Genomic DNA, 24,319 nt, shown 5'->3' with positions numbered 1-24,319 from the left:
CGAAGGAGAACCATGGAATTTGCTGCTCTGGGGGCGATCGGCATCGTCGTGGTCATCGCACTCGTCGTTGTCGTCGTCGTCCTCTTGATCGTCGCGGGCTTGATACGCGGGTGGTACCGCGTTGCCAAGGCCGACGAAGCGCTGGTCATCGTCGGAAAGCGGCAGAGGGGGGCCGACGGGGAGTCCTCGCGCATCACCGTCATCACCGGTGGCGGCGCCATCGTGAATCCGCTGACGCAGCGCGGCGAAATGATCTCGTTGCGCGCACGTCAGATCAAGATGGAGCCCACGGCTCAGTCGTCGAACGGCGTCACGGTCAACGTCAGCGGCGTGGCCCTGGTGAAGATCGGTTCCGACCCCGAACAGGTGCGTCGCGCGGCCGAGCGTTTCGCCTCCCAGGACAAAGCGATCGAGCAGTTCACGACCGAGCAGCTCGAAGGCGCCTTGCGCGGGGTTGTCGCGACGCTGACCGTCGAAGAACTGATGCGCGATCGTCAGCGACTTTCGGACCAGATCGCCGAGGGCATCAAGGGTGACCTGTCGTCGCAGGGGCTGATTCTGGACTCCTTCCAGATTCAAGGCGTCACCGACAGCAACGGCTACATTTCGGCCCTGGGCGCGACCGAGGTCGAGCGCGTCAAGCGCGAGGCCGAGGTCGCCCGCATCAATGCCGTCCGCGAGATCCGCGCCCGTCAGATCGCCACCGACGAGGCAAACCTGATCGAGCAGACCAAGCTCGACAAGAACAGCGCGGCGGCGAAGGCCGAGGTCGGTCGGGCCAACGCCGAGGCCGAGCAGGCCGAGGCCCTCACGCGCGCCGAGCGTCGTCAGGCCGTTCTGCAGCAGGAGGCGCAGAACACCCAGGCCCGCTTGGAGTCCGAGGTCTCGCGCGTCGCCGACGCCGACCTGTACCAGCGTCAGAAGGATGCCGACGCCGAGGCCTATGCGCAGATCAAGGCCGCCCAGGCCCGTGCCGAGATCGCCGAGCAAGAGGCGGCCGCCGTTCGCGTGCGCGCGGAGGCCGACGCCCAGGCCGTCCGTCTCGCCGGTGAAGCCCGTGCCGAGGCGATCCGCGCCGAGGCCGAAGCCCTGTCTCACAATCAGGAGGCCCTGCTCGCGCAGCGCGCCCTCGAGGCTCTCGTGCCGATGATGGCCGAGTTCGCCAAGGGGTACGACCGGGTCGGTAACATCACCGTCCTCGGAGGGGAGGGCGCGAGCGGTCATCTCGCGGCGGAGTCGGCCACCGGCCTGCGTTCGTCGTTCGAGGCCGTGCGCGCGGCGACCGGCATCGACCTGACGCAGATCATTCAGGGCCGCGTCATGGCGGATTCGTTCGCGCACTCTCGACAGGCGGACGAGCCCACCTCGACGCCCTCGAACCCGGCCCCGAGCACGCCCCCGGCGTCGGCGGAGTCGTGATCGCGGTGACCCGTGCCTGAGGCTCCCGAGGTCGAAGCGCTCGCGCTGTTCCTGCGCGAGAGACTGACCGGTCGTCAGGTGACGGGCGTCGAGCTCGTCGAGGGGCGTGCGCTGAAAACCCGTGCGCGTCCCCTCGACGAGATCGTGGGCCGGACGATGACCGCAATCACCCGCCACGGCAAGCACATCGACCTCGATCTCGGCGGCGTGCACGTGGGGGTGGGCTTCGGCCGCGCCGGTTGGGCGACGTGGGACGAGTCCGCGCCGAACGATGAGCCTGCGCCCCTTGCGGCCGTGATCGCTCGGGTGACCTTCGAGCACGGGATCCTGGGTATCACCGATGCCGGCGAGTGGCTCTCGGTGCAGTTGCACGTCGTCGACGCGGCCGACGAGGTGCCCTCGGTCGCGAAGCTCGGACCGGATGCCGCCAGCCCGGCCTACTCGCGCGAGATGCTCTCCGAGGCCCTCGGCCGTCGGCGCAAGCAGCTCAAGGCGTTGCTGCAGGAGCAGGAGACTCTCGCGGGGATCGGTAACGCGTACTCCGATGAGATCCTCTTCGCCGCGCGGTTGCGTCCGACGGCCCACGCGGCCGCACTGAGCGAGGACGACGTCACGCGGCTTCACCATGCTCTGCACGACACCCTCACCGCTGCGGTGCTCGCGCGTCGCGGCGTGCCGATCGCAGAGCAGAAGGCGGCGAAAGTCGCGGCGATGCGCGTGCACGGGCGCACGGGTGAGCCGTGCCCGGACTGCGGTGGAGTGATCGAGGACATCCCCGGTACCAAAGGTGGCGGGCAGTGGTGCCCCGTGTGTCAGGCGCTGCCGGCCGACGATTGAGCGGCAGAGTCGCTCTCGTGGATGCTGGCGAGTGCGCGAGAGGGAGCGAAGGTGATCGCTCGGCGAGTCCTCTCGGCCGCCGTGTGGCAGGCCGGGAAGGAGCGAAGGCCCCGGAACGATGTCCGGGGCCCTCGCCGACAAAGGGGTCAGGCAGTCTGTCGCGAGTGCGTGCCCTCTGCGACCTCTTCGACGAGCTTCGCGGTGAACGCGGGCAGGTCGTCGGGGTTGCGGCTCGAGACGAGGCCCTGGTCGACGTGTACTTCTTCGTCGACCCAGGTGGCGCCGGCGTTGCGCAGGTCGGTCTGCAGCGTCGGGTAGCTCGTGAGCGTGCGGCCCTTCAGAACGTCGGCCTCGGTGAGGATCCACCCGCCGTGGCAGATGACGGCGACCGGCTTGTGCTGGTCGAAGAAGTCGCGGGTGAAGGACACGGCATCCTTCACGATGCGGATGTCGTCGGCGTTCTGCACGCCGCCGGGCAGGACGAGAGCATCGAAGTCACCCGCGGAGGCACCCGCGACCGAGAGGTCGACCTTCTGCTGGTGGCCGTTCTCGCCCGTGATGCTGCCTTCGCTCGGCGAGACCAGAACGGCCTCGGCGCCGGCGGAGGTCACGGCATCCCACGGGCTGGTGAGCTCGCTGTCCTCGAAGCCGTCGGTGAGCAGGAATGCGATGCGCTTGCCGCTGAGATCAGTCATGGAAAGCCTCTCTTTCTCGATCGGGGTTCCCACGCTAGAAAGCGTCTCGACCGGAGGGGCGGGGGTTGCGGATGCCGGAGCGCGGCGTTATCGCCGACGCCGGCCCCGGTGACCGCGCGCAGGCGTAGCATGGGGCGCATGTCCGCTGACACCACGTCCGACGCGACCACCGCGTCCAAGCCGCTGATCGCGCTGCTGAACGCTCCCGCTGTCGAGGGTGAGAGCGACGACAAGCCCGCCGCGTCGCAGTGCTGCGGCGGCGGTTCCTGTTCTCTCTGAGTCCGCGCCGCACGCGTCATATCGCGCCCGCGTCGTCCATCCCGACGTGTCCGTCGCCTTGACGCGGTTGTGCGCGTGCCCCGACACGACGGCGGTTCGTCGGGCCGGGAGGGCGAGACCGATCAGTCGACCCCGACTTCGTGTGGACTCAATGCGCGCTGACGGGCGCGTCGGTCTCTTCCGCCTCCGCCGGCTTGCGCACGAAGCACGCGAGGACGACGGCGGCCGAGGCGATCACGGCTCCGACGAGGAACGACGCGTGCACACCTGACGCGACGGCGCCGGCCTGGTCGACACCACCGGCGAGGGCGGTGCTCGAGAAGACGGTCATGATCGCGACGAAACCGGCCGTGCCCGCGGCTCCGGCGACCTGCTGAGCGGTGCCCACGACGGCGCTGCCGTGCGAGTACAGGCGGCGTGGGAGAGAGCCCAGCGCGGAGGTCATCAACGGGGTGAAGACCAGGCCGAGTCCGAGGTTGAGGCCGAGGTAGACCGTGACGATCCACCAGATGGGGGTGCCCAGGTCGAAGGTCAGAGCCATCGTCCACAGCACGGCGGCGGCGATCAGCATTCCGGGGATGACGAGGGGAGTCGGCCCGAAGCGATCGAAGAGGCGGCCGACGATCGGCGCCATGACGCCCATGAGCACGCCGCCCGGGAGCAGCATGAGGCCGACCGTGAGGCTGCTGAGGCCGAGCGCCTGCTGCAGGAAGATGGGCAGCAGGATGAGCGAGCCGAACAGAGCGGCCATCACGATCGCGACCAGGGGTACCGCGAGCCGGAACGACGGGCTCTGGAACACGCGCAGGTCGAGCAGCGCGGAGTCGGACCGCTGCAGTCGGAGCTGACGGATGACGAACACGGTGACGAAGACCGCTCCGACGGCGAGGGGGATCCACACCGGCACGGACGCGTGCCCGGAGGCCGATTCTCCGATGGCGCTGAGGCCGTAGACCAGGCCACCGAAGCCGATCGCCGACAGGACGACGGAGAGCACGTCGAAGCGCGCGTCCGGGCGGGTCTGGGTGACGTTGCGGACCCAGCGGGCGCCGAGCGCGATGGAGAGCAGAGCGATAGGGAGAATCAGCCAGAAGATCGCGTGCCAGGTCAGGACCGACAGGATGAGCCCCGACACCGTCGGGCCCACGGCGGGTGCGACGGCGATGACGATCGTCACCACGCCCATGATGCGACCGCGTCGGTTCGCCGGGACGAGGTTCAGCACCGTGGTGAACAGCAGCGGCATCATCACGCCGGTGCCCATCGCCTGAATGATGCGACCCGCCAGCAGGACCCCGAACACCGGCGCGAGCGCGGCGACCAGGGTGCCCAGCGCGAAGACGCTCATCGCGCTGAAGAACACCACGCGAATGGGGAAGCGCTCGAGGAGGAAGCCGGTCAGGGGGATGATGACGGCCATCGTCAACAAGAACGCCGAGGTGAGCCACTGACCGGTGGCGGCGCTGATGCCGAAGTCGGCCATGATCGCCGGGAGCGCGACCGACATCGTGGTTTCGTTGAGGATGACGACGAACGCGGCGACGACGAGCAGGGCGATCACCGGGCCGGCACGGTGCGACGACGCCGAGGACGTGGCGGAAGTTCTCGATCGGGAGACGGGGACGGTGCCGGTTGCGGCCATGACGAGGTCCTTTGCGTGCGGGGGGCTTCGTGGCGCCGCGGATGGCGACTGCCTCGGGCACAACGGGCGCGCGGCCCGAGGTATTCCGACATCGAGACGATCGGACGGGCCGCACTCCGGTAGCGACCCTATCGAGGGTCTCCGACATCACCGGGGCGAGAGCCGGTGTCGGCGGTCGGACGTAGGCTGACGAACATGAGCATGGGGATGGGCGGCAGCATGTTCCGCGGCGTGGACGCGGACATGCAGCGCCGCCGCAACGCTCAGGCTCCGCGGGTGCAGAACCTCGGGCGCCGTGTCGTCGACCTGTTCCGGCCCTATCGCGGGCGCATCGCGTTCACCGCGCTGCTCGTCGTCGTCGGCGCGGCCGTGGCCGTCATCCCGCCGCTGCTCGTGCAGCGCATCTTCGACGACGCGCTGTTCCCCGTCGATGGATCGAGCCCCGACCTGCAGCTCCTCGCGGTCCTCGTGAGCGTCATGATCGGTCTGTTCCTCGTCTCGGCCGCACTCAACGTCGGTCAGACCTGGCTCACCGCGACCGTGGGAAACCGGGTCACGGGCGACCTGCGCACGCGTCTGTTCGACCACCTCCAGAACATGGAGCTCGGCTTCTTCACGCGCACGAAGACGGGCGTCATCCAGTCACGACTTCAGAACGACGTGGGCGGCGTCTCGGGGGTGCTGACGAACACCGTCACCAGCATCCTCGGCAACGCCGTCACGGTCATCGCGTCGCTCGTGGCGATGATCCTCATCGACTGGCGTCTCACCCTCATCGCCGTCGCGCTCATGCCGTTCCTGCTCTTCGTCCAGCGCCGTGTCGGCCAGGTGCGGGCGCGCATCGCGGGAGAGACGCAGGAGTCGCTGTCCGAACTGTCGGCGATCACGCAAGAGACGCTGAGCGTGTCCGGCATCCTGCTGTCGAAGTCCTTCAACCGTCAGCGCACCGAGTCCGCGCGCTTCGACGCCGAGAACGACAACCAGGTGCGTCTACAGGTGCGCCGGGCCATGAGCGGTCAGGGCTTCTTCGCCGTCGTCCAGGTGATCATGTCGAGTGTTCCGGCGGTCATCTACCTCGTGGCCGGGTACCTCATCGGCGGGGGAGCGGGAGCGATCACAGCCGGAACGATCGTCGCCTTCACCACGGTGCAGGCGCGGTTGCTCATGCCCTTGATGGGGCTCATGCGCGTCGCCCTCGACGTGCAGACCTCTTCGGCGCTGTTCGCCCGCATCTTCGAGTACCTCGACCTGCGTCCGGCGATCGTCGACGTGCCCGATGCCCTGCCCGTCTCGGCGGCCCCCGGCCCCGTGGGGCGCATCGAGTTCCGCGACGTCGAGTTCCGCTACCCCGATGCATCCGTGCAGGCGCGGCCCACGCTCGACGGAGTCTCGTTCACCGTCGAGCCGGGGCAGCACGTCGCCTTCGTCGGCCCCTCGGGAGCGGGAAAGACGACGATCCTCTATCTCACCCCTCGTATGTACGAGGCGACCGGCGGAGCGGTGATGTTCTCCGGAGCAGACGTGCGCACCCTCGAGCGGGCATCGATCATCGACGAGATCGGCATCGTCTCGCAAGAGACGTACCTCTTCCACGCGAGCGTGCGCGAGAATCTGCGTTACGCCCGGCCCGACGCCACCGATGACGAGATCGAAGCCGCCTGCCGCGCGGCCAACATCCACCACGTGATCGCCTCGTTCGAGGCGGGGTACGACACCATCGTCGGCGAGCGCGGGTACCGGCTCTCGGGCGGCGAGAAGCAGCGCATCGCCATCGCGCGCGTGCTGCTGAAAGACCCGCCGGTGTTGTTGCTCGACGAGGCGACGAGCGCCCTCGACACCGTGTCGGAGCGCATCGTGCAAGAAGCGCTCGAGACCGCCTCGCGCGGGCGCACGACGCTGTCGATCGCACACCGACTCTCGACGGTCATCAGCGCCGACCGGATCCACGTCGTAGATGCCGGTCGCATCGTCGAATCGGGGACGCATTCCGAGCTGCTGGCTGCGGGGGGTCTGTACTCGAGCCTCGCGGCCGAGCAGCTCGCCGCCTCGTTCGTCCTCGCCGAAGAGCAGCACGACGCCGCGGGTCTCGCGCACGCCGCGCTCCCCGTCCGTCGCGCCGACGAGGCGCCTGCCTGAGCTGCGACGGTTCTGTCTGGTTCCGGTTCCGGTATCGGGTTCGTGAGACGGCATACCGCTGACAATCCGGTGTCAGCCTGCAGCGGAGATGTCAGCGTCTTGCAGTCTCGCGAACTCGCGCCGGCGCAAACCCGGCCGGCGCGAATCCGGCCGGCGTGAACCCGGCCGGCCCGAACCCGGCCGGCGCGAATCCGGCCGGCGCTGTGGCCGAGAGAGTGTCAGCCGGGCAGCGTCTCGAGGAACGCCTCGAGCGCGATGCCGTAGGCCGGGTCGGGGTGCGTCTCGGCGATGCGGTGCAGCGGCGGAAGGTCGAGCGTGCGGATCAGGGCTCCGCGCTCCTTCACCGCAGCCTCGGCCCCGGCCTCGCGCAGCACCGCGATCCCCTCACCGAGCGCGTCGAGATAGTCGCGCAACACGTCGAGCTCACCGAGCCGCTGGGTGATCGACCCGCCCTCTCGGCGCTGACGCCAGTCGACGACGACGTCGGGGATGACATCGAACGCGGTTGCCCCCGTGTACATGCGCTGCGTGAGCACCTGGTCCTCGTAGTAGCGCCCCTCGGGGAAACGCAGGCCGTTCGCCCGCCAGAACTCCGCGCGGCTCATCTTCGACCACGCCACGATGTTGCCCGAGGCCGCGGGATGCTCCGCGATCGTCGTGCGCGCGCGGGCGGGAGAAGTGGATGCCGTGACCCACGGCTGCACCTCGCCCGCGGTGTAGCCGGGGGTGTCGGCATCCGGCCGCAGACGGACGTATGCGCCGACGGCGAAGTCGCTGCCGGTGCGATCGAGCGTGTCGGCCAGGCGCGTGAGCGCGTCGGGGCGGAAGCGGTCGTCGGCGTCGAGGAACGCGATGTAGGGCGTGTCGACATGCGAGAGGCCGGTGTTGCGCGCGGCACCCAGCCCACGTTGTTCGGTGTGCCGTTCGAGCCGGAAACGCGGGTCGGCGGAGGCGGCATCGGCGAAGATGCGGGCCGTGTCGTCGGTCGAGGCGTCGTCGACGAGGACGGCGGTCCAGTGCCGGTGCGTCTGTGCGCGCAACGACCCGAGGGCTTCCTCCGCGAAGGGGGCGACGTCGAATCCGGGGACGATGACGGTGACGGGGGTGGAACTCACCCGCGCGAGCCTACGGCGGTTACGGCGACGGCGACGGCATCTGCGACGGCGTCGAGAGAACCGGTCCATCTGTGCGGCAGCGTGAAGCGCACGGCGGTGCGGGCGTCGTCGTGATCGAGACCCACGGCGAGGAGCACGTGCGAGGCCTCGTCGCTGCCCGCAGCACACGCCGAGCCGCTCGACGAGACGACTCCGCGACGCTCCAGCTCGAGCAACACGGTCTCGCCGTTCGTGCCCGGGAAGACGAAGCTGGCGGTACCGGGGAGTCTGCGCTCCGGGTGGCCGGTGAGACGCGCGCCGGGCACCGTGGCGAGCACGCGCGCGGTGAAGGCCTCGCGCAGGGCTCCCACCCGCAGGGCATCGGCGGTGCGCTCCGCCTCGGCGAGCGTCAGCGCCGTGGCGATGGCCACCGCCCCCGCGACGTCGGGGGTGCCCGAGCGTCGACCGCGTTCCTGCCCGCCCCCGTGCAGCAGAGGCTCGAACGGGAGGCGCCCGCGAACGGCGAGGATCCCGGTGCCCTTCGGCGCACCGATCTTGTGGCCGGCGACGGTCATGGCATCCGCTCCGAGTCCCGCCAGGGGGAGCCACCCGGCGGCCTGAACGGCGTCGAGATGGAGGGGAATCCCACGTTCGTGAGCGACGGCGGCGAGGGCCGCGGCGTCCTGAACCGTTCCGATCTCGTTGTTGGCGTAGCCCACGCTGACGAGCGCCGTGTCGTCGCGCAGCGTTTCGGCGAGCGCCTCGGGCATCAGCGTGCCGGTGTCGTCGACCGGAGCGTGGGTCACGCGCACCCCGTGCAGGCGTAACAGGTAGTCGGCCGAGGCCAGCACGGACTCGTGCTCGATCGCCGTCGTGACGAGGTGCGAACGCCCCGACCCCAGCACGAGCCCCTTGATCGCGGCGTTGTTCGACTCGGTGCCGCCGGAGGTGAAGACCACGTCTCCCGCGCGGAAGCCGAGGACGGCCGCGACCTGCGCGCGAGCCTCGTCGAGAGCGGATGCCGCAGCTTCACCGACCTCGTGGTGGCTCGACGGGTTGCCGAAGAACCGCGTGAGGAAGGGGGCCATGGCCTCGAGCACCTCGGGGCGCACGGGGGTGGTGGAGGCGTTGTCCAGGTACAGGCTCACGCCGTCTCGATGCGGATGTCCAGGCCCAGATCGAGGGCGGATGCCGAGTGCGTCAGCGCGCCGACCGAGATGACATCGACGCCGGTCTCGGCGATGGCGCGCACGGTCTGAAGCGTCACGCCCCCCGAGGCCTCGACCTGGGCTGCTCCGGCGACACGGGCGACACCGGTGCGCAGATCGTCGAGTGAGAAGTTGTCGAGCATGATCGTGCCGACGCCGGCGGCGAGCACCGCGTCGATCTGCTCGAGCCGGTCGACCTCGACCTCGACGTGCGTGGTGTGGGGGAGTCGCGCGATGGCGCTCTCGAGTGCCTGCGTCACCGACAGTCCGCTCGCGGTCAGCACCGCGAGGTGGTTGTCCTTGGCCATGACGGCATCCGACAGCGAGAAGCGATGGTTGTGGCCGCCGCCGGCGCGGACGGCCTGACGTTCGATCGCGCGCAGGCCCGGCGTGGTCTTGCGTGTGTCGACGATGCGGGCGCCGGTGTGGGCGACCTCGGCGACGTAGCGCGCGGTGAGGGTTGCGATCCCCGACATGCGCTGCACGAAGTTGAGACCGACGCGCTCGGCCGTGAGCACGCCTCGCGCGGGTCCGGTGACCACGGCGAGGGTGTCGCCGGGAGCGAACCGCTCGCCGTCGGCGATCTGCATCTCGACGGTGATCGAGGAGTCGGTGAGCGTGAAGGCGGCGACGAACACCGCAGAGCCGCTGAACACGCCCTCGACGCGGGAGACGAGCTCGGCGCGCGCGGTCGCGTGTTCCGGGATGAGCGTCTCGCTGGTGAGGTCGCCCCAGGGGGCGTCCTCGTCGAGGGCTGCCGAGACGATCCGATCGATCGTGGCGCGGGTCAGCATGCGAGGACCTCCTGGGGTTCGATGAGGGATGCCGAGGGCTCGGTATCGGAGCGGAAGTGCGCGCCCACCGAGGTCTCGCGCGCACGGGCCGCGGCCACGACGCGCGTGGCGAGGAGGAGGAGGTTCGCATCTTCGACGCTGCGCGGTGCGGCGTCGGCATCCCACGCGGCGAGCACCGCGGCGGCGCGCCCCAGGCCCGCGGCCTCGCGCACGAGACCCGCCTCGGCCCACATGAGCTCCTGCAGGGCGCGGCGCGAGAAGGGGGGAGCGTCCACCGCGGGGGCGACGTCGAGAGGCGGGACCTCGCGCACGGGGAAGCCCGGCCACTCGCCGCCGCGAGCCACGGCGTCTCCGGCTCGCGCTCCGAACACCGCTCCTTCGAGGAGCGAGTTGGACGCCAAGCGGTTCGCCCCGTGCACGCCGGTGCGCGCCGCCTCTCCGACCGCGTAGAGCCCGGGCACGGTGGTCCGTCCGTCGAGATCGGTGACGATCCCGCCCATGAGGTAGTGCGCCGCGGGGGTCACGGGGATCGGATCGCGGCTCCAGTCGAGCCCGCGATCGCGTACCGCGGCGTCGATCGTGGGAAAGCGCCGTGCGAGTCGCTCGGAGCCCAGGGCAGTGGCATCCAGCCGGACGGGCCGACCGTCCTGTGTGGTCATCGCCCGGGCGTTGGCGCGGGCGACGATGTCGCGCGGGGCGAGTTCGCCGTCGGGGTGGGAATCGAAGGTGAACCGGCGGCCGGTGTCGTCGATGAGCACGGCGCCCTCTCCGCGCACCGCCTCCGAGACGAGGAACGGGATGCCGACGGCCAGGGCCGTGGGATGGAACTGCACGAACTCGAGGTCGGCGACAGCGGCTCCCGCGCGCAACGCCGCGGCGATCCCGTCCCCGGTGGCGCCGAGGGGGTTGGTGGTGTGGGAGTAGAGCTGGCCCGCGCCTCCGGTGGCGAGGATGACCGCGTCGGCATCGAGGCGCTCGCCGCCGTCGAGCTCGACGCCCGTCACCCGGCCCCCCGCGACGACCAGGTCGCGCAGAAGGGCGTGCTCGCGAACCTCGATAGCTGCGGCACGCACGGCTGCACCGAGAGCGGCCTGAATGGCGGCTCCGGTCGCGTCGCCGCCGGCGTGCAGCACACGGGGGACCGCATGAGCGGCCTCGAGCCCGCGCGAGAAGTCGCCGTCGTCGGCGCGGTCGAAACCGACCCCGCGCGCGACGAGCTCCGCGATCCGCTGCGGTCCTTCGCCGACCAGCACGTCGACGGCGGCGGGGTCGCTAAGTCCCGCGCCCGCGGTGATCGTGTCGGCCGCGTGCGAGCCCACCGAGTCGGTGGGGGAGGTCACCGCGGCGATCCCGCCCTGCGCCCACCGCGTGTTCGTGTCGGGCAGGGCGCCCTTCGTCACGACCGTGACACGGCATCCGTTCTCGAATGCGTGCAGCGCCGCCGTGAGACCGGCGATGCCGCTGCCCACCACGACGACGGTGATCACTTCACCGCACCGTTCGGCTTCGCAGCGAGCATGCGCTCGAGCGCGACGGTGGCGGGCTCGGCGACGTCGGTGGGGACGGTGATGCGGTTGACGACGGTGCCTTCGACGAGCGACTCGAGCACCCACGCGAGATAGCCCGGGTGGATGCGGTACATCGTCGAACAGGGGCAGACGACCGGGTCGAGGCAGAAGATCTCGTGCTGCGGGTACTGGGCGGCCAAGCGCTGCACGAGGTTGATCTCGGTGCCGATCGCGAAGGTGGTGGGTTCGGTCGCCGCGGCGATGGCCCTGCGGATGATGTCCGTCGAACCCGCCTCATCGGCGGCATCGACCACGTCCATCGGGCATTCCGGGTGCACGATCACGCGGACGCCGGGGTGCTCGGCGCGCGCCTTGTCGATCTGGTCGACGGTGAAGCGGCGGTGCACCGAGCAGAAGCCGTGCCACAGGATGACGCGGCTGTCGATGATCTGAGCGTCGGAGGAGCCGCCGAGGGGCTTGCGCGGGTTCCACATCGGCATCTGCTCGAGGGGCACACCCATCGCCTTGGCGGTGTTCCGGCCCAGGTGCTGATCCGGGAAGAACAGCACCCGGCGTCCCCGTGCGAACGCCCACTCGAGCACCGTACGGGCGTTGGAGGAGGTGCAGACGATCCCGCCGTGACGCCCCACGAAGCCCTTGATGGCCGCGCTCGAGTTCATATACGTCACCGGGATCACGGGGACCAAGCCCTCGGCATCCGGGGTCTCGAGATCACCCAGCACGTCTTCGAGCTGTTCCCAGCACTCCTCGACCTGGTCGATGTCGGCCATGTCGGCCATGGAGCAGCCGGCGGCGAGGTTCGGGAGAATCACCGCCTGCTCGGGGCGCGAGAGCAGGTCGGCGGTCTCGGCCATGAAGTGCACCCCGCAGAACACGATGGCCTCGGCCTCGGGGCGGTCCTTCGCGGCGTTGGCGAGCTGGAACGAGTCGCCCACGTAGTCGGCGTGTCGCACGACCTCTTCGCGCTGGTAGAAGTGCCCGAGCACGACGACTCGGTCGCCGAGCGTCTCTTTCGCCGCGCGGATGCGGGCGTCGAGCTCGTCGTCGGACGGGTCGCGGTATTGCTGCGGCAGCTCGCCCTGCCGAGGCGCTCCGGTGGGGATGACGTCGCCCATCGACGAGCCGGGGCCGTAGCCGGGGCGCGTGTCGAAATCCCAGGGCCCGGCCGCGAGATCGGTGGTGCAGGTCGCGTCGGTGGAGGCGCCGGCGACGATCGCCTGGATCGCGTGGTCGACGCTCGGGTCGATCGCGGGACGGGGCTGCAGGGTGAGGGGGGTGGCGGACATGGGCGTTCCGATCAGTGACGGGAGCGGAGCGGGCCGCGGTCGGCCAGCTCCACATCGCGGTTGTAGCGGTACAGGCGGGCGGGACGATGGCTTCCGGTGCGGAAGCGCTCGGTCGGGATGAGCGTGTCGGAGATGTCGACCTGCCGACGGAAGTTGGCGGGATCGAGTCGTCTGCCGAGAATCGACTCGGTCACCTCGCGCAGGTCGGCGAGCGTGAACTCGTCGGGCAGCAACCCGTGCGCGATGCGGCTGTAACCGGCCTTGTTGCGCAGGCGCCAGAGCGTGTACTCGACGATGTCGTTGTGGTCGAAAGCCAGGGCCGGCAGGTCGGTCGCGTCGAACCATTCCACATTCTCGGGCGCATCGCCCTCCCGCGCGTGCGCGGCGACCTGCGCATCGACCTCGTCGGAGCGCAACAGCGCCCAGTACACGATCGAGACCACGCGCGTGGGGGAGCGGTCGACGGCCCCGAACGCGTAGAGCTGCTCGAGATAGCTGGGGGTGAGGCCGGTCGTCTCGGCGAGGGTGCGGGATGCCGCTGTGTCGAGCTCTTCGGTTGCGTCGAGCCAGCCGCCGGGCAGCGCCCACCTCCCATCGAACGGGTCGCGGGTGCGGCGGACGAGGGGGAGGGACAGGACCGGTTCGTCGTGTTCGTTCCGGCGGACGCTGAAGATGACGGTCGACACCGCGACGCGCACGTCGGCGTCGCGGGACTCGGGGCGAGGGGTTCGTGTCATGGTGACCATATCTCCGGGATCGATCTTAGTGTCATCTCGACTCGAAGGGCGAATCCCCGATGCCGGGACGCGCGGTCCGCGCGTCGAAAGGGTTCTCCCAGACGGGCGATCTAGCCTCGATGCGAATACAGGAGGTCGGATGCCGATCGTCGACATCGCCCTGATCGCCCTTCTGGCGGTCGCACTCGTCGCGGGGCTCTCTCGGGGCTTTCTCGCCACCATCGGCTTCTTCGCGGGCCTCGCCCTCGGCGCCGTCGCCGCCTATTGGGCGCTTCCGTTCGTGGGGCAGTGGGTCACCGACCTCGCCTGGCGCGGACCCGCCATGATCGGCGCGGGCATCGCGCTGCTCGTGATCGGCTCGGGCCTCGGCAGTGCCGTGGGCGGTTTCTTCCGTCGAGGAGCCGACCGCATCAAGCTGCGCATCCCCGAGCGACTCCTCGGCGGGGTGGTCAACGTCGCGGCCGCCGCGCTCGCGATCTCGTTCGTCGCCGGCTCCCTCACCCCGGTCGGGGTCCCCGTCGTCTCCGCAGCTCTCGGCTCCTCCGCGGTGGTGCGCACGATCGACAACCTGACGCCCGCTCCCGTGCGCGGCGCGCTCGCCGAGTTGCGCGGAACGATCTTCGCCGACGGTATCCCTCGCCTGGGCGAACTCATCCAGATCGGCCCCGTGCCGACCACCCCGAGCATCGCCCTCGACGATCCTGCGCTGACGCAGGCGGCGCAATCGGTGGCGCGGATCTCGGGCACCGCGTACGCCTGCGGCATCACCTCGAGCGGCTCGGGCTTCGTGGTCGCCGACGATCGCGTGGTCACCAACGCGCACGTCGTCGCGGGGGTCGACACCCCGCTCGTGGAGCTCCCGGGCCGCCCGGCGCGCGAGGGGCGCGTCGTCTACTTCGACCCGATCGACGACATCGCCGTGATCTCGGTCGATGGACTGGACGCCGCGGCTCTGCCGATCGCCGAGACGCTCGCGGTGGGGGCTCCCGCCGTGGTGCAGGGCTACCCGGGCGGCGGTCCGTTCACCTCCGGCAGCGCGCAGATCCTGTCGGAGGGCACGGTCCCCGTCCCCGACATCTACGACGACTCCCGAGCTCCGCGCGACATCTACGCGTTGGCCGGTATCGTGCGCCCGGGTAATTCGGGCGGACCGCTGCTGACCACCTCGGGTCAGGTCGCGGGCATCGTCTTCGCCCGTTCCGACACCGATGACGACGTCGGCTACGCCATGACCCCGGCCGAGCTGGAACCCGTGATGGCCCAGATGGGGTCGTTGTCGGCACCCGTGGCGTCCGGGAGCTGCACGCGCGGCTGAGCCGCCTCCGCGCCTGGGGCGGTGGGGAGCGCCAACACGCTGCCTGCTTCGGTGTGCGCTTCCCGCTCCGCCGGCGACGAGGGCCGTCGGCCGTGGGGCGGGTGAAATTTCCCTCTAGCGCCCTGTATAGCTGCGTGATCTGTCTATGCTCCTGCGCATGGGGGACATCTCGATATCCGTCGATGAGGTGCGGCGGGTGGCGGCGAAGATGGTCGGCGTCGTTCCCGACGAGCCCGACGTCTTGGGCTTCTCCGTCGCCGATCAGCCCGATCTGAGTCTCGCCCTGGCGGAGTTCGTCGGGTGCATGAATGACTGCACCGCCGAGCGTCGCCGTGGTGTCGAGGCACTCGTGACGGGGTTGCGCGAGGTCGCGGACATGTTCGAGAACCTGGATGCCACCAGCCAGGCCGACGTGCGTGCGTTGGGCGCCGTCGAGGGGTGGGTCATCGAATGACCGCCGAGCTCGGTGAGACCCGAGACCCGTCCGCCCTCATCCCCGGCGATGTCGCCTCTCTGTACCGGGCGGCCTCCGTGTGGCGGGTGCGCGAGCAGAACGCCGACGAGGTCGGGACGGCGCTCCGTGCGACGCAGTCGATCTCGGGCTGGACCGGCGAAGCGGCCGATGCCTATGGGACGCGTGTGAGGGCGGTGGCGTCCGGTTGGTCGGCCATGGCGACCGCCTTCCGGCACGGCGAATCGGCACTCGAAGACGTCGCCGCCGCGATCGATGCTGCACGGGCAAGGGCGGGAGACGCCGTCGATCTGTGGGACAGAGCCGACGCGCTCGACGCTGCGGCTTTCCAAGAGCCATCCGCCACGCCCCCCGGTTGGCTCGGGCCGGACCGACGAGCGTTCCTCGGCTCCGGACCGCGAGCAGAGGCCAAAGCGGTCCTCGCGGATGCGCGTGCGGCACTCCGCGATGCCGCGCAGAAGGCGGCTGCCAAGCTTCGCGCCGCCATCGCCGTGCCCGGCCTCGGCGCCGACGAGTGGGCGGCTCTCTTGACGGGTTGTGCGAACCCCGGCCAGGTGCTCGATGCTCTCGCCGGCGCGGACGCCGGGAGTCTGGCCGCTCTTCTGCGGGCCCGGCCGAGCCTCGCCGGGATTCTCGCCCAGGCAGAGCCGGCGGCAGTCGCGCCCTGGTGGGCGCAGCTTGACGCGGCGCAGAAAGACGCGCTCATCCACGCCGCGCCGGCGATCATCGGCAACCTCGGGGGAGTCGCCTACACCGCTCGCGACGAGGCGAACCGCATCTGGCTCGAGGACCAGCTCGCAGACGCACGCGCGGCGCTGGCCGAGGCGGAGAAGCCGCCGACATACGACGAGATCGTCGGGGGACAGGCCGCCGCCGAGGCGTATGCCGAGCGGCTCGATCGTGCGCGCTCTCGGGTGGAGGGTCTTGAGAATATCGAGTCGTCGCTGACGTCACCCGCCGGCGGCACCCCTCGGCATCTCATCACTCTCACGGGGGACTCGCCCCCTCTCGCCGCGATATCCATCGGCGATCTCGACACCGCGGACAACATCACATACGCGGTTCCTGGCATGGGAACGACGACCGAGGGGATGGACGGTTGGTCGCGCGCCGCTCAGAACCTTCTCGATCAGCAAGACCGCGCGGATCCGGGCCATTCCCATGCGACCGTGGCCTGGATCGGGTACAAGACCCCGCCCGTGCCGATCATGGAGGGAGGCTTCGACGTCATGCATAACGACCTGGCTGACGCGGGAGCAGCGAACCTCGCTCGTGACTTGCGTTCCCTTGACCACGTCAACTCCGGAGCGCAAGTAAACATTGTGGCGCATTCCTACGGGACCACCACGGCGTCTCTGGCTCTGACTCAAGACCAGGTCCACGTCGACTCCTTCGTCACGCTAGGTTCAGCAGGTTTGCCGACGAACATTGATTCGGCGTCGGACATACATGCGGATTCCGTGTTCTCGGGGCAGGCCCAGGACGTTTGGGCGGTAGATCCTGCTCGAGGCGATCAGTGGGCGTGGACAGGGCGTCTGGCTCCTGACCATTCCGTCAATCCGATCAGCCCGGATTTTGGATCACACGCATTCAGCGTCGCCGGAGACGGAGCGCTGCACGCGGTCAACGATCATGGCGCAGTCACCTCGGATGAGGGGGGTTATCTTGACAAGCAGACGGAGTCTTTGCGCAACGTGGCCCTCGCCACGACCGGACGTGGTGATCTCGTGTCGCCTTATGTTCCGCCAGCTCCGACCCCGCTGCAGAAAGCGCTGATCGAAGGATTGACGAATGGCTTCTCGAACTAGTCGGCCCGTCCTTGCGATGGTGCTCGGAGCGCTCGTCCTCATCTCACCGATCACTTTGGCCGGCTGTGCGCAATCGAAGGAAGACAGCATGACTCCCGCTGAGGCCCGTGACGCTCTCGTCTCAACCATCGAAGACAGTGCGGCCCAGCTCAATGTCGCGGGGTGGCACCGCGATCACGCGCCCGAGGTCGGCGATTGCGGCAATCAACAAGGGCAGCGCGTCAATTACTCATATGGCTACGGGGCACCCGCTCCGGACAGTGACCGGGGTGCCGACGCCAAGGTCATCGCCGACTACTGGCGTTCGCTCGGCATGCAGGTGCGCGTCGTCGATACGCCGCTCTACGTCGTGTACGCCTCGGGCGGGACCGTGGCGGGTCTGTCGTTCTCAACGGCCCCCGGCGACTACTACATCGCAGGCACCTCCCTCTGCGTCCCTGGAGACGCCCGAGAATTACGGAAGCAGGACAACGGCTGAACATCTCACGACACTCTCCCAAGCTCCGCTAGGCTGACCCCACAAGTCCACACCGGCCCCATGATCGATGCGGGAGAGCTCCGGCGAATTCAGCCGGGCACCGAAGGAGCAAGCCTCCCCGCCAATCTCTCAGGTACGCGTACCGCGTCGATCGGGCCACTCTGGAAAGAGACCCGGATGCACCGTCCCGGGTCCACCGACGGTGAAAGCCCGCGCTCGTCCTCGACCGCGCGGGTGAAACTCTCAGGTCCATGACAGAGGGGGAGTTCTCCAGGCGCCGCCCGGCGTCTGTCCGTCATCGCGAACGGCAGAACTCATGACCGAAACCCCCGCTCCACCGCGCACGTCGCCACTGAACGATCGGCACGAGGCCCTCGGCGCCTCGTTCACCGACTTCGGCGGTTGGAACATGCCCGTGCGCTACACCTCCGACCTCGCCGAACACCGCGCCGTGCGTGAAGCCGCCGGCCTGTTCGACATCTCGCACATGGCCGAGTTCCGCGTCGACGGGGAGGCAGCCGCCGCGTTCCTGGACTACGTGCTCGCCGGGCGTCTCTCGACCATGAAGATCGGCAAGGCGAAGTACTCTCTGGTCCTCGCCGAGAGCGGCGGCATCGTCGACGACGTCATCGTCTACCGCACGGGGGAGCGGAGCTTTCTCGTCATCTCCAACGCGGGAAACCGGGATGCCGTGGCCTCGGCCTTCGGCCTCGCCCAGCGCACGTGGATCTCGGCGGCCGACGGCCTCTTCGTCGAAGACGTCACCGACGACTTCGCCCTCATCGCCCTCCAGGGCCCCGAGGCGCGCGGCATCCTGAGCTCCACCCCGGGAGTGGAGATCACCGGAACCGCCCTCGACGAGCTCGGCTACTACGCCTGGACCGAGGGGACCTTCGACGGCGTGCCGCTCTTCGTGGCCCGCACCGGCTACACGGGCGAAGACGGTTACGAGCTCATGATCCCCACCGCGAACGCGGCCGCCCTGTGGGACGCCGCGCTCGCCGCGGGCTCCGATCGGGGCCTCGTTCCGTGCGGTCTCGCCGCGCGCGACACACTCCGCCTCGAGGCGGGCATGCCGCTGTACGGCCACGAGCTCTCGCGCGACATCGTGCCCGCGCAGGCGGGTCTCGGGCGCGTCGTCGCCGTCGACAAGGAGTCGTTCGTCGGCAAGGACGGACTGTCGTCCGGCCCCGCCGACGCCCCGGTGCTCGTGGGTCTCGTGTCGGAAGGCCGTCGCGCAGGCCGCGCCGGCTACACCGTGCTGCTCGGCGACGACACCGTCGGAGAAATCACCAGCGGAGCCCTCAGCCCCACTCTCGGCCACCCCGTCGCGATGGCGTTCGTCGCCCCCGCGGCATCCGAACTCGGAACCGAACTGACCATCGACGTGCGCGGAACCCGCATCCCCGCGACCGTCACCGCCCTTCCCTTCTATCGGAGAAACGCATGACCGACCTCACCGCCCTCAGCTACACGTCCGAGCACGAGTGGATCGCCCTCGAGGGCGACATCGCCACCGTCGGCATCACCGACTTCGCCGCCGACAAGCTCGGCGACGTCGTCTTCGTCGAGCTGCCCGGCGCCGATTCGACCGTCTCGGCCGGCGACGTCTGCGGCGAGATCGAGTCGACCAAGTCGGTCGGTGAGCTCTACGCGCCCCTCAACGGCACGGTCGTCGAGGTCAACGACGCCGTGGTCGACGACCCCTCGCTCGTCAACGCCGAGCCGTTCGCGGGCGGCTGGCTCATCAAGATCCGCGTCGAGGGCGACCTTCCGGCAGACCTGCTCGACCGCGCCGCCTACGAGGACCTCACCGCATGAGCACCCTTCTTCCTCCTCGCACGGACGCGGGCACTCCGGCGGCGTTCACCGACCGCCACATCGGCATCGGCGCCGACGCGCAGGCGCACATGCTCGAGGTCGTCGGCTACGACAGCGTCGAGGCGCTCGTCGAGACCGCCGTCCCGGCCTCCATCCACGTGCAGGCCCGTGCCACCAGCGCGATCCCCACCGCGGCCACCGAGGCCGAGGCCCTGGCAGAGCTGCGGGAGCTGGCATCCGCCAACCGCTCCGCCCGCCCGATGATCGGTCTCGGCTACTACGACACCTTCACGCCGTCGGTGATCGCGCGGAACGTCCTCGAGAATCCGTCCTGGTACACCGCGTACACGCCGTATCAGCCGGAGATCTCGCAGGGCCGGCTCGAAGCGCTCATCAACTTCCAGACGATGGTGACCGACCTGACGGGCCTCGCCACGGCGAACGCCTCGATGCTGGATGAGTCCACCGCCGTCGTCGAGGGCATGCTCGTCGCCCGCCGCGCCTCGAAGGCGAAGACCGACGTCTTCCTCGTCGACGTCGATGCTCTGCCGCAGACCAGGGCGCTGCTGCACCACCGCGCCGCAGCCGTCGGTGTCCGCATCGTCGAGACCTCGTTCGAGGGCGACCTGCCGGAGGCGTTCGGCGCGTTCGTGCAGTACCCCGGCGCGACCGGCCGCATCTGGGACTTCTCCGCCGTCGCCGAGGCTGTACACGCCACCGGCGGTCTCGTCGTGGCCGCCGCCGACCTGCTCGCCCTGACCCTGCTGCGTTCGCCGGGCTCGCTCGGCGCCGATGTCGCGGTCGGCACGACCCAGCGCTTCGGCGTGCCGCTCGGCTTCGGCGGTCCGCACGCCGGCTACATGGCCGTGCGCGCGGGTCTCGAGCGCCAGCTGCCGGGTCGCCTGGTGGGGGTTTCGCAGGATGCCGTCGGCGCCCCCGCCTACCGCCTGTCGCTGCAGACGCGCGAGCAGCACATCCGCCGCGAGAAGGCGACCTCCAACATCTGCACCGCCCAGGTGCTGCTGGCCGTGATGGCGGCGATGTACGCGGTGTACCACGGGCCCGACGGGCTCCGCGCGATCGCGACGCAGGTCGCGCGCAAGGCCGACGCTCTGGCATCCGTACTCCGCTCTCATGACCTGACGCTCGTGAGCGACGCGTTCTTCGACACGGTGCGCGTGCACGTTCCCGGGCGCGCGCAGGACGTCGTCGACCGCGCCCGCGAGCGCGGTTATCAGCTGCTGTGGGTCGACGACGCGACCGTGGCCGTCTCGGTGGACGAGACGACGACGGATGCCGATATCTCGGTCGTTCTGGACGCTTTTGGTCTCGCCGCCGGCGAGCTGCCCGATGGGGTGGCGCTGCGGGGGATCGATGACGCTCTGCACCGCGACGACGAGTTCCTCACGCACCCCGTCTTCCACGCTCATCGCAGCGAGACGACGATGATGCGGTACCTCAAGACCCTCGCCGATCGCGACTACGCGCTCGATCGCGGCATGATCCCGTTGGGCTCGTGCACGATGAAGCTGAACGCGGCCACCGAGATGGCGGCGGTGTCGTGGCCGGAGTTCTCGCGCGTGCACCCCTTCGCGCCCGGGGCCGACGTGCACGGCTACCTCGAGATGATCGACCAGCTCGAGCGTTGGCTCGCCGAGGTCACCGGGTACGACGCGGTGTCGCTGCAACCGAACGCCGGGTCGCAGGGCGAGCTCGCCGGGCTTCTCGCGATCCGCGGGTACCACCTCGCGAACGGCGACACCGAGCGCACGGTGTGCCTCATCCCGTCGTCGGCGCACGGCACCAACGCCGCTTCCGCGATCCTCGCGGGCATGAAGGTCGTCGTCGTCGCGTGCGACGAGGCCGGCAACGTCGACCTCGGCGACCTGCGGGCCAAGATCGCGCAGCACGCGGCCGAGCTGTCAGCCCTGATGATCACGTACCCCTCGACCCACGGGGTGTACGAGCACGATGTGCTCGAGATCACGCAGGCCGTGCACGATGCCGGCGGACAGGTGTACGTCGACGGCGCCAACCTCAACGCGCTGCTCGGTTTCGCCCGCTTCGGCGACCTGGGCGGCGACGTCTCGCACCTGAACCTGCACAAGACGTTCGCCATCCCGCACGGCGGGGGCGGCCCGGGCGTGGGACCGGTGGCGGCGAAGGCTCACCTGGCGCCCTATCTGCCCTCTCACCCGTTCTCGCAGCGCGCCGACCACGCCGGCGGCACGTTCGACGGCGGTCCGGTTTCGGCTGCCCCGCACGGCTCGGCGGGCATTCTGCCCATCTCGTGGGCGTACGTCCGCATGATGGGCGCAGAAGGGCTCCGCCAGGCCACAGCCGCGGCGGTGCTCTCGGCGAACTACATCGCCGCGCGCCTGCGCGAGCACTACCCGGTGCTGTACGCGGGTGAGGGCGGCCTCGTCGCGCACGAGTGCATCCTCGACCTGCGTCCCCTCAAGGAGCAGACCGGCGTCACCGTCGACGACGTCGCCAAGCGCCTCATCGACTACGGCTTCCACGCACCCACGATGTCGTTCCCGGTCGCTGGCACCCTGATGGTCGAGCCGACCGAGAGCGAAGACCTCGCCGAGCTGGACCGATTCGTGGATGCCATGATCGCGATCAAGCACGAGGCCCTTGCGGTGGCCGCGGGGGAGTGGCCCGCCGACGACAACCCCCTCGTGAACGCCCCGCACACCGCGGAGACCGTGGTCGTGGGGGAGTGGGAGCACCCGTACTCGCGCGAGACCGCGGTGTATCCCGTGCGCTCCCTGATCCGCGGCAAGTACTGGCCCCCGGTGCGCCGCATCGACCAGGCCTACGGCGACCGCAACCTCGTCTGCTCGTGCCCGCCGCCGGAGGCGTTCGCCTGACCCCTGCCCGTCCCTCGACGAGACGGCATCCCCCCAACGCTCCTTCCGCACCTCGCGGTGGGGGCTGAACGGGATGCCGTTTCGTCGTTCTAGGGGGACCCGCAGCAGACCGGGGAGATCCTCAGGAGGCGTTTAGTAAAGTGCCCCTGTGCACCACGGGCTGAACGACGTTCCTCGACCGAATCCACGCCGTGGCGGCCCGGGACGGGTGATCGCCCTCCTCGTCGCCGCAGGTCTCGCGCTGGCCGGTTGCTCGGCCACCGACCCGGCGCCTGAGCCGGCGAAGGAACAGCGCACGAGCCTGACCGTCGGCGTCGTCGGCTCCCTCACCAGCTTCAACGCCGCCAGCGCCACCGGCGACACCGCTGCCAATCGGGCGGTGTCGGCCCTTCTCGACGAGAAGCTGGGCTCCCTCGACGGCAACCTGCAGGTCGTGCCGAACAACGGGCTCGGACGCATCACCCGCGTCGACGGTGACCCGCTCACCGTCAGCTACGAGCTGTTCTCTGACCGGGTCTGGTCGGACGGCACCCCGGTGACCCTCGACGACCTGCTGTTCGGGTGGGCCGTCACCTCGCACTTCTTCGACGACGCCACCTATGACGCCAATGGGCAGCTGGTCTCGGGCACGCGCTACTTCGACACCGCTCTGCCGGCCGACCCGAACGCTCGGACGACGCGGCCCCGCCTCGATCGGGCGAACGACACGCTCATACTCACGTACGACCAGCCTTTCGCCGACTGGAACAGGCAGTGGCTGCTCGACCGGCCCGTGCACGTCGTCGCGCAGCGAGCGGGTGTGAGCGTGAAGGATCTGCTCACCGCCATCCTCACCGTGCCCGAGGGCGACCCGAAGGCGCCGGTTGCGCCGAACCCCGTGCTGGCCGCCGCCGCGCAGGCGTGGAACACCGGTTTCGACGTCGCACCGGGGACCACCCCCGATCCCGCCGGTGTCGTGTCCTCGGGCCCGTGGACCGTCTCCGAGATCACGGCCGACACCCTGCAGCTCGCTCGACGCGACAGCTACCAGGGCGCGCATTTCCCGGGCCTCGAAGGCCTCACCGTCCGGTTCTTCCCGGATCGGGCAGCGCAGTTGTCGGCGCTCGAAGCGGGCACGGTGGATGTGGCCAACGTCGGCGATCTCGACGTCGCCGAACGCAAGACCCTGACCGACGCGGGACTCAACGTGCAGGTGGGGCCCACGTCCGAAACGCTGCAACTGCGGTTCGCCACGACGACGGCTTCCGACCTCCGGCAGGCGACGACTCTGTCGCTCGACCGTTCGTCCCTCGTCCAGGACGTCCTCGGTGCTGTCCGCCCCGACGCGCAGCCCCTGCAGTCCTTCCTCTCCTCACCGGCGACCGGCCAGCTCTACAACGACCTCGTGTCGGGGAACGGGGCACCCGGGACCGGGGCCGACGTGAACGCCGCCCGCTCCGCCCTCGGCGACCGAGCGGCCGTGCTCCGCGTCGCCTACGACACCACCGACGCGACGGCGGCGCTGGTCTTCCCCCGCCTCGTGTCGATGGCCGCCAAGGCCGGGATCGCCGTCCGCGCGGCGACGGCGACGGAGGTCCCGGATGCCACCCTCACCTGGGTCGGCGAGGATGAGAGCCTCTACCGCTCGGCACGCGACCGCATCGCCGAGGGCATCGATGGAGGCGACACCGAGGAGCTCTTCGACGACCTCACCACGCACACCGATCCCGTCGACGTGCTGTCGGAGGCGAAGCTCATCGACCGCTCGCTGTTCGCCGCCTACGCGGGAGTGCCGCTGCTCGAGCGGACGGGCGCCGTGGTCAACGCCGCGGGTGTCGGGGGAGTGACCTACACCTCCGAGCCCAACGGGCTGCCACCGGCGTTCTGGACGTGGTCGCCGCCTCAGTCCTGATT

The 24,319-nt window shown here is 69.9% G+C and carries 20 protein-coding genes and 1 riboswitch; of the genes, 12 read left to right on the top strand and 8 right to left on the bottom strand.

All coding sequences use genetic code 11. From position 1 onward, the window contains the following. Positions 1 to 12: 12 nt before the first annotated feature. On the top strand, positions 13 to 1,419 hold the full coding sequence (locus tag AB6V29_RS03735) for an SPFH domain-containing protein (protein WP_369357092.1): 1,407 nt from the start codon (positions 13 to 15) through the stop codon (positions 1,417 to 1,419). 12 nt (positions 1,420 to 1,431) lie between these two features. Next, positions 1,432 to 2,256, top strand: coding sequence for a DNA-formamidopyrimidine glycosylase family protein (locus tag AB6V29_RS03730; RefSeq protein ID WP_369357090.1), 825 nt, complete (start codon positions 1,432 to 1,434; stop codon positions 2,254 to 2,256). Between the two features lie 146 nt (positions 2,257 to 2,402). Here the strand turns inward: AB6V29_RS03730 and AB6V29_RS03725 are convergent, their stop codons facing one another. Beyond that, positions 2,403 to 2,951: a type 1 glutamine amidotransferase domain-containing protein gene (locus AB6V29_RS03725; RefSeq protein WP_307317483.1), complete on the bottom strand. Its 549-nt coding sequence runs from the start codon at positions 2,949 to 2,951 to the stop codon at positions 2,403 to 2,405. Between the two features lie 138 nt (positions 2,952 to 3,089). On the opposite strand from AB6V29_RS03725, the gene AB6V29_RS03720 reads away from it, so the two are divergent. Further along, the gene (locus tag AB6V29_RS03720) at positions 3,090 to 3,230 is read left to right on the top strand and encodes a hypothetical protein (RefSeq protein ID WP_210074312.1); all 141 of its coding nucleotides are present in this window, start codon (positions 3,090 to 3,092) and stop codon (positions 3,228 to 3,230) included. Positions 3,231 to 3,378: 148 nt separating this feature from the next. On the opposite strand, the gene AB6V29_RS03715 is transcribed toward AB6V29_RS03720, so the two are convergent. Then, positions 3,379 to 4,872, bottom strand: coding sequence for an MDR family MFS transporter (locus AB6V29_RS03715; RefSeq protein WP_369357088.1), 1,494 nt, complete (start codon positions 4,870 to 4,872; stop codon positions 3,379 to 3,381). 195 nt (positions 4,873 to 5,067) lie between these two features. Here AB6V29_RS03715 and AB6V29_RS03710 point away from each other — a divergent pair, with 195 nt between their 5' ends. Then, on the top strand, positions 5,068 to 7,008 hold the full coding sequence (locus AB6V29_RS03710; RefSeq protein WP_369357087.1) for an ABC transporter ATP-binding protein: 1,941 nt from the start codon (positions 5,068 to 5,070) through the stop codon (positions 7,006 to 7,008). Between the two features lie 218 nt (positions 7,009 to 7,226). Here AB6V29_RS03710 and AB6V29_RS03705 read toward each other — a convergent pair whose 3' ends face one another. Genes AB6V29_RS03705 through AB6V29_RS03680 form a run of 6 tightly spaced genes read right to left on the bottom strand, consistent with a single transcriptional unit; the run spans position 7,227 to position 13,665 of the window. Next, complete coding sequence (locus tag AB6V29_RS03705; protein ID WP_369357085.1) at positions 7,227 to 8,123, bottom strand: glycosyltransferase family 2 protein; 897 nt, start codon at positions 8,121 to 8,123, stop codon at positions 7,227 to 7,229. After that, a complete protein-coding gene (locus AB6V29_RS03700; RefSeq protein WP_369357083.1) occupies positions 8,120 to 9,250 on the bottom strand; it encodes a cysteine desulfurase family protein in 1,131 nt (376 codons plus the stop codon). Before AB6V29_RS03700 ends, AB6V29_RS03705 begins: the two co-directional genes overlap by 4 nt. Next, positions 9,247 to 10,104: a carboxylating nicotinate-nucleotide diphosphorylase gene (gene nadC, locus AB6V29_RS03695; protein ID WP_369357082.1), complete on the bottom strand. Its 858-nt coding sequence runs from the start codon at positions 10,102 to 10,104 to the stop codon at positions 9,247 to 9,249. Before nadC ends, AB6V29_RS03700 begins: the two co-directional genes overlap by 4 nt. Continuing rightward, a complete protein-coding gene (nadB, locus tag AB6V29_RS03690; RefSeq protein ID WP_369357081.1) occupies positions 10,098 to 11,591 on the bottom strand; it encodes an L-aspartate oxidase in 1,494 nt (497 codons plus the stop codon). Before nadB ends, nadC begins: the two co-directional genes overlap by 7 nt. Further along, positions 11,588 to 12,919, bottom strand: coding sequence for a quinolinate synthase NadA (nadA, locus tag AB6V29_RS03685; RefSeq protein WP_369357080.1), 1,332 nt, complete (start codon positions 12,917 to 12,919; stop codon positions 11,588 to 11,590). The genes nadB and nadA overlap by 4 nt, the downstream gene beginning before the upstream one ends. 11 nt (positions 12,920 to 12,930) lie before the next feature. Next, positions 12,931 to 13,665, bottom strand: a complete 735-nt coding sequence (locus AB6V29_RS03680; protein ID WP_267786877.1) for an NUDIX domain-containing protein — start codon at positions 13,663 to 13,665, stop codon at positions 12,931 to 12,933. Between the two features lie 130 nt (positions 13,666 to 13,795). On the opposite strand from AB6V29_RS03680, the gene AB6V29_RS03675 reads away from it, so the two are divergent. The 8 genes from AB6V29_RS03675 (at position 13,796) to AB6V29_RS03640 (ending at position 24,317) form a co-directional block, all read left to right on the top strand. Further along, on the top strand, positions 13,796 to 14,971 hold the full coding sequence (locus AB6V29_RS03675; RefSeq protein WP_267786878.1) for a MarP family serine protease: 1,176 nt from the start codon (positions 13,796 to 13,798) through the stop codon (positions 14,969 to 14,971). Positions 14,972 to 15,128: 157 nt separating this feature from the next. After that, entirely contained in the window at positions 15,129 to 15,425 is a 297-nt protein-coding gene (locus AB6V29_RS03670) for a hypothetical protein (protein WP_369357078.1), read from the top strand. Then, the gene (locus AB6V29_RS03665) at positions 15,422 to 17,251 is read left to right on the top strand and encodes an alpha/beta hydrolase (protein WP_369357076.1); all 1,830 of its coding nucleotides are present in this window, start codon (positions 15,422 to 15,424) and stop codon (positions 17,249 to 17,251) included. The genes AB6V29_RS03670 and AB6V29_RS03665 overlap by 4 nt, the downstream gene beginning before the upstream one ends. Before the next feature lie 88 nt (positions 17,252 to 17,339). Then, a complete protein-coding gene (locus AB6V29_RS03660) occupies positions 17,340 to 17,729 on the top strand; it encodes a hypothetical protein (RefSeq protein WP_369357074.1) in 390 nt (129 codons plus the stop codon). A 60-nt stretch (positions 17,730 to 17,789) separates the two neighbouring features. Continuing rightward, positions 17,790 to 17,884: riboswitch (glycine riboswitch) on the top strand. A gap of 161 nt (positions 17,885 to 18,045) precedes the next feature. After that, the gene (gcvT, locus tag AB6V29_RS03655) at positions 18,046 to 19,179 is read left to right on the top strand and encodes a glycine cleavage system aminomethyltransferase GcvT (RefSeq protein WP_369357072.1); all 1,134 of its coding nucleotides are present in this window, start codon (positions 18,046 to 18,048) and stop codon (positions 19,177 to 19,179) included. Continuing rightward, positions 19,176 to 19,550 (top strand): glycine cleavage system protein GcvH, encoded by a 375-nt coding sequence (gene gcvH / locus AB6V29_RS03650; protein WP_210074337.1) that lies wholly within the window; start codon positions 19,176 to 19,178, stop codon positions 19,548 to 19,550. Before gcvT ends, gcvH begins: the two co-directional genes overlap by 4 nt. Next, positions 19,547 to 22,426: an aminomethyl-transferring glycine dehydrogenase gene (gcvP, locus tag AB6V29_RS03645; protein WP_369357070.1), complete on the top strand. Its 2,880-nt coding sequence runs from the start codon at positions 19,547 to 19,549 to the stop codon at positions 22,424 to 22,426. Before gcvH ends, gcvP begins: the two co-directional genes overlap by 4 nt. 208 nt (positions 22,427 to 22,634) lie before the next feature. After that, positions 22,635 to 24,317, top strand: a complete 1,683-nt coding sequence (locus AB6V29_RS03640) for an ABC transporter substrate-binding protein (protein WP_307317457.1) — start codon at positions 22,635 to 22,637, stop codon at positions 24,315 to 24,317. The last annotated feature ends 2 nt before the right edge of the window (positions 24,318 to 24,319 follow it).

Origin of the sequence: Microbacterium sp. 20-116 (assembly GCF_041079415.1) — a bacterium.
GTDB lineage: Bacteria > Actinomycetota > Actinomycetes > Actinomycetales > Microbacteriaceae > Microbacterium.
Note: the sequence above shows the minus strand (reverse complement) of the source record. Positions and strands in the feature narration are given on the sequence as shown.

What these genes read in the sequence shown, in the direction of transcription:
- AB6V29_RS03735 (WP_369357092.1), top strand. Translation starts at nt 13, where the DNA reads ATGGAATTTGCTGCTCTGGGGGCGATCGGCATCGTCGTGGTCATCGCA.
- AB6V29_RS03725 (WP_307317483.1), bottom strand. Translation starts at nt 2,951, where the DNA reads ATGACTGATCTCAGCGGCAAGCGCATCGCATTCCTGCTCACCGACGGC.
- AB6V29_RS03720 (WP_210074312.1), top strand. Translation starts at nt 3,090, where the DNA reads ATGTCCGCTGACACCACGTCCGACGCGACCACCGCGTCCAAGCCGCTG.
- AB6V29_RS03715 (WP_369357088.1), bottom strand. Translation starts at nt 4,872, where the DNA reads ATGGCCGCAACCGGCACCGTCCCCGTCTCCCGATCGAGAACTTCCGCC.
- AB6V29_RS03710 (WP_369357087.1), top strand. Translation starts at nt 5,068, where the DNA reads ATGAGCATGGGGATGGGCGGCAGCATGTTCCGCGGCGTGGACGCGGAC.
- nadC (WP_369357082.1), bottom strand. Translation starts at nt 10,104, where the DNA reads ATGCTGACCCGCGCCACGATCGATCGGATCGTCTCGGCAGCCCTCGAC.
- nadA (WP_369357080.1), bottom strand. Translation starts at nt 12,919, where the DNA reads ATGTCCGCCACCCCCCTCACCCTGCAGCCCCGTCCCGCGATCGACCCG.
- AB6V29_RS03680 (WP_267786877.1), bottom strand. Translation starts at nt 13,665, where the DNA reads ATGGTCACCATGACACGAACCCCTCGCCCCGAGTCCCGCGACGCCGAC.
- AB6V29_RS03675 (WP_267786878.1), top strand. Translation starts at nt 13,796, where the DNA reads ATGCCGATCGTCGACATCGCCCTGATCGCCCTTCTGGCGGTCGCACTC.
- AB6V29_RS03670 (WP_369357078.1), top strand. Translation starts at nt 15,129, where the DNA reads ATGGGGGACATCTCGATATCCGTCGATGAGGTGCGGCGGGTGGCGGCG.
- AB6V29_RS03665 (WP_369357076.1), top strand. Translation starts at nt 15,422, where the DNA reads ATGACCGCCGAGCTCGGTGAGACCCGAGACCCGTCCGCCCTCATCCCC.
- AB6V29_RS03660 (WP_369357074.1), top strand. Translation starts at nt 17,340, where the DNA reads ATGACTCCCGCTGAGGCCCGTGACGCTCTCGTCTCAACCATCGAAGAC.
- gcvT (WP_369357072.1), top strand. Translation starts at nt 18,046, where the DNA reads ATGACCGAAACCCCCGCTCCACCGCGCACGTCGCCACTGAACGATCGG.
- gcvH (WP_210074337.1), top strand. Translation starts at nt 19,176, where the DNA reads ATGACCGACCTCACCGCCCTCAGCTACACGTCCGAGCACGAGTGGATC.
- gcvP (WP_369357070.1), top strand. Translation starts at nt 19,547, where the DNA reads ATGAGCACCCTTCTTCCTCCTCGCACGGACGCGGGCACTCCGGCGGCG.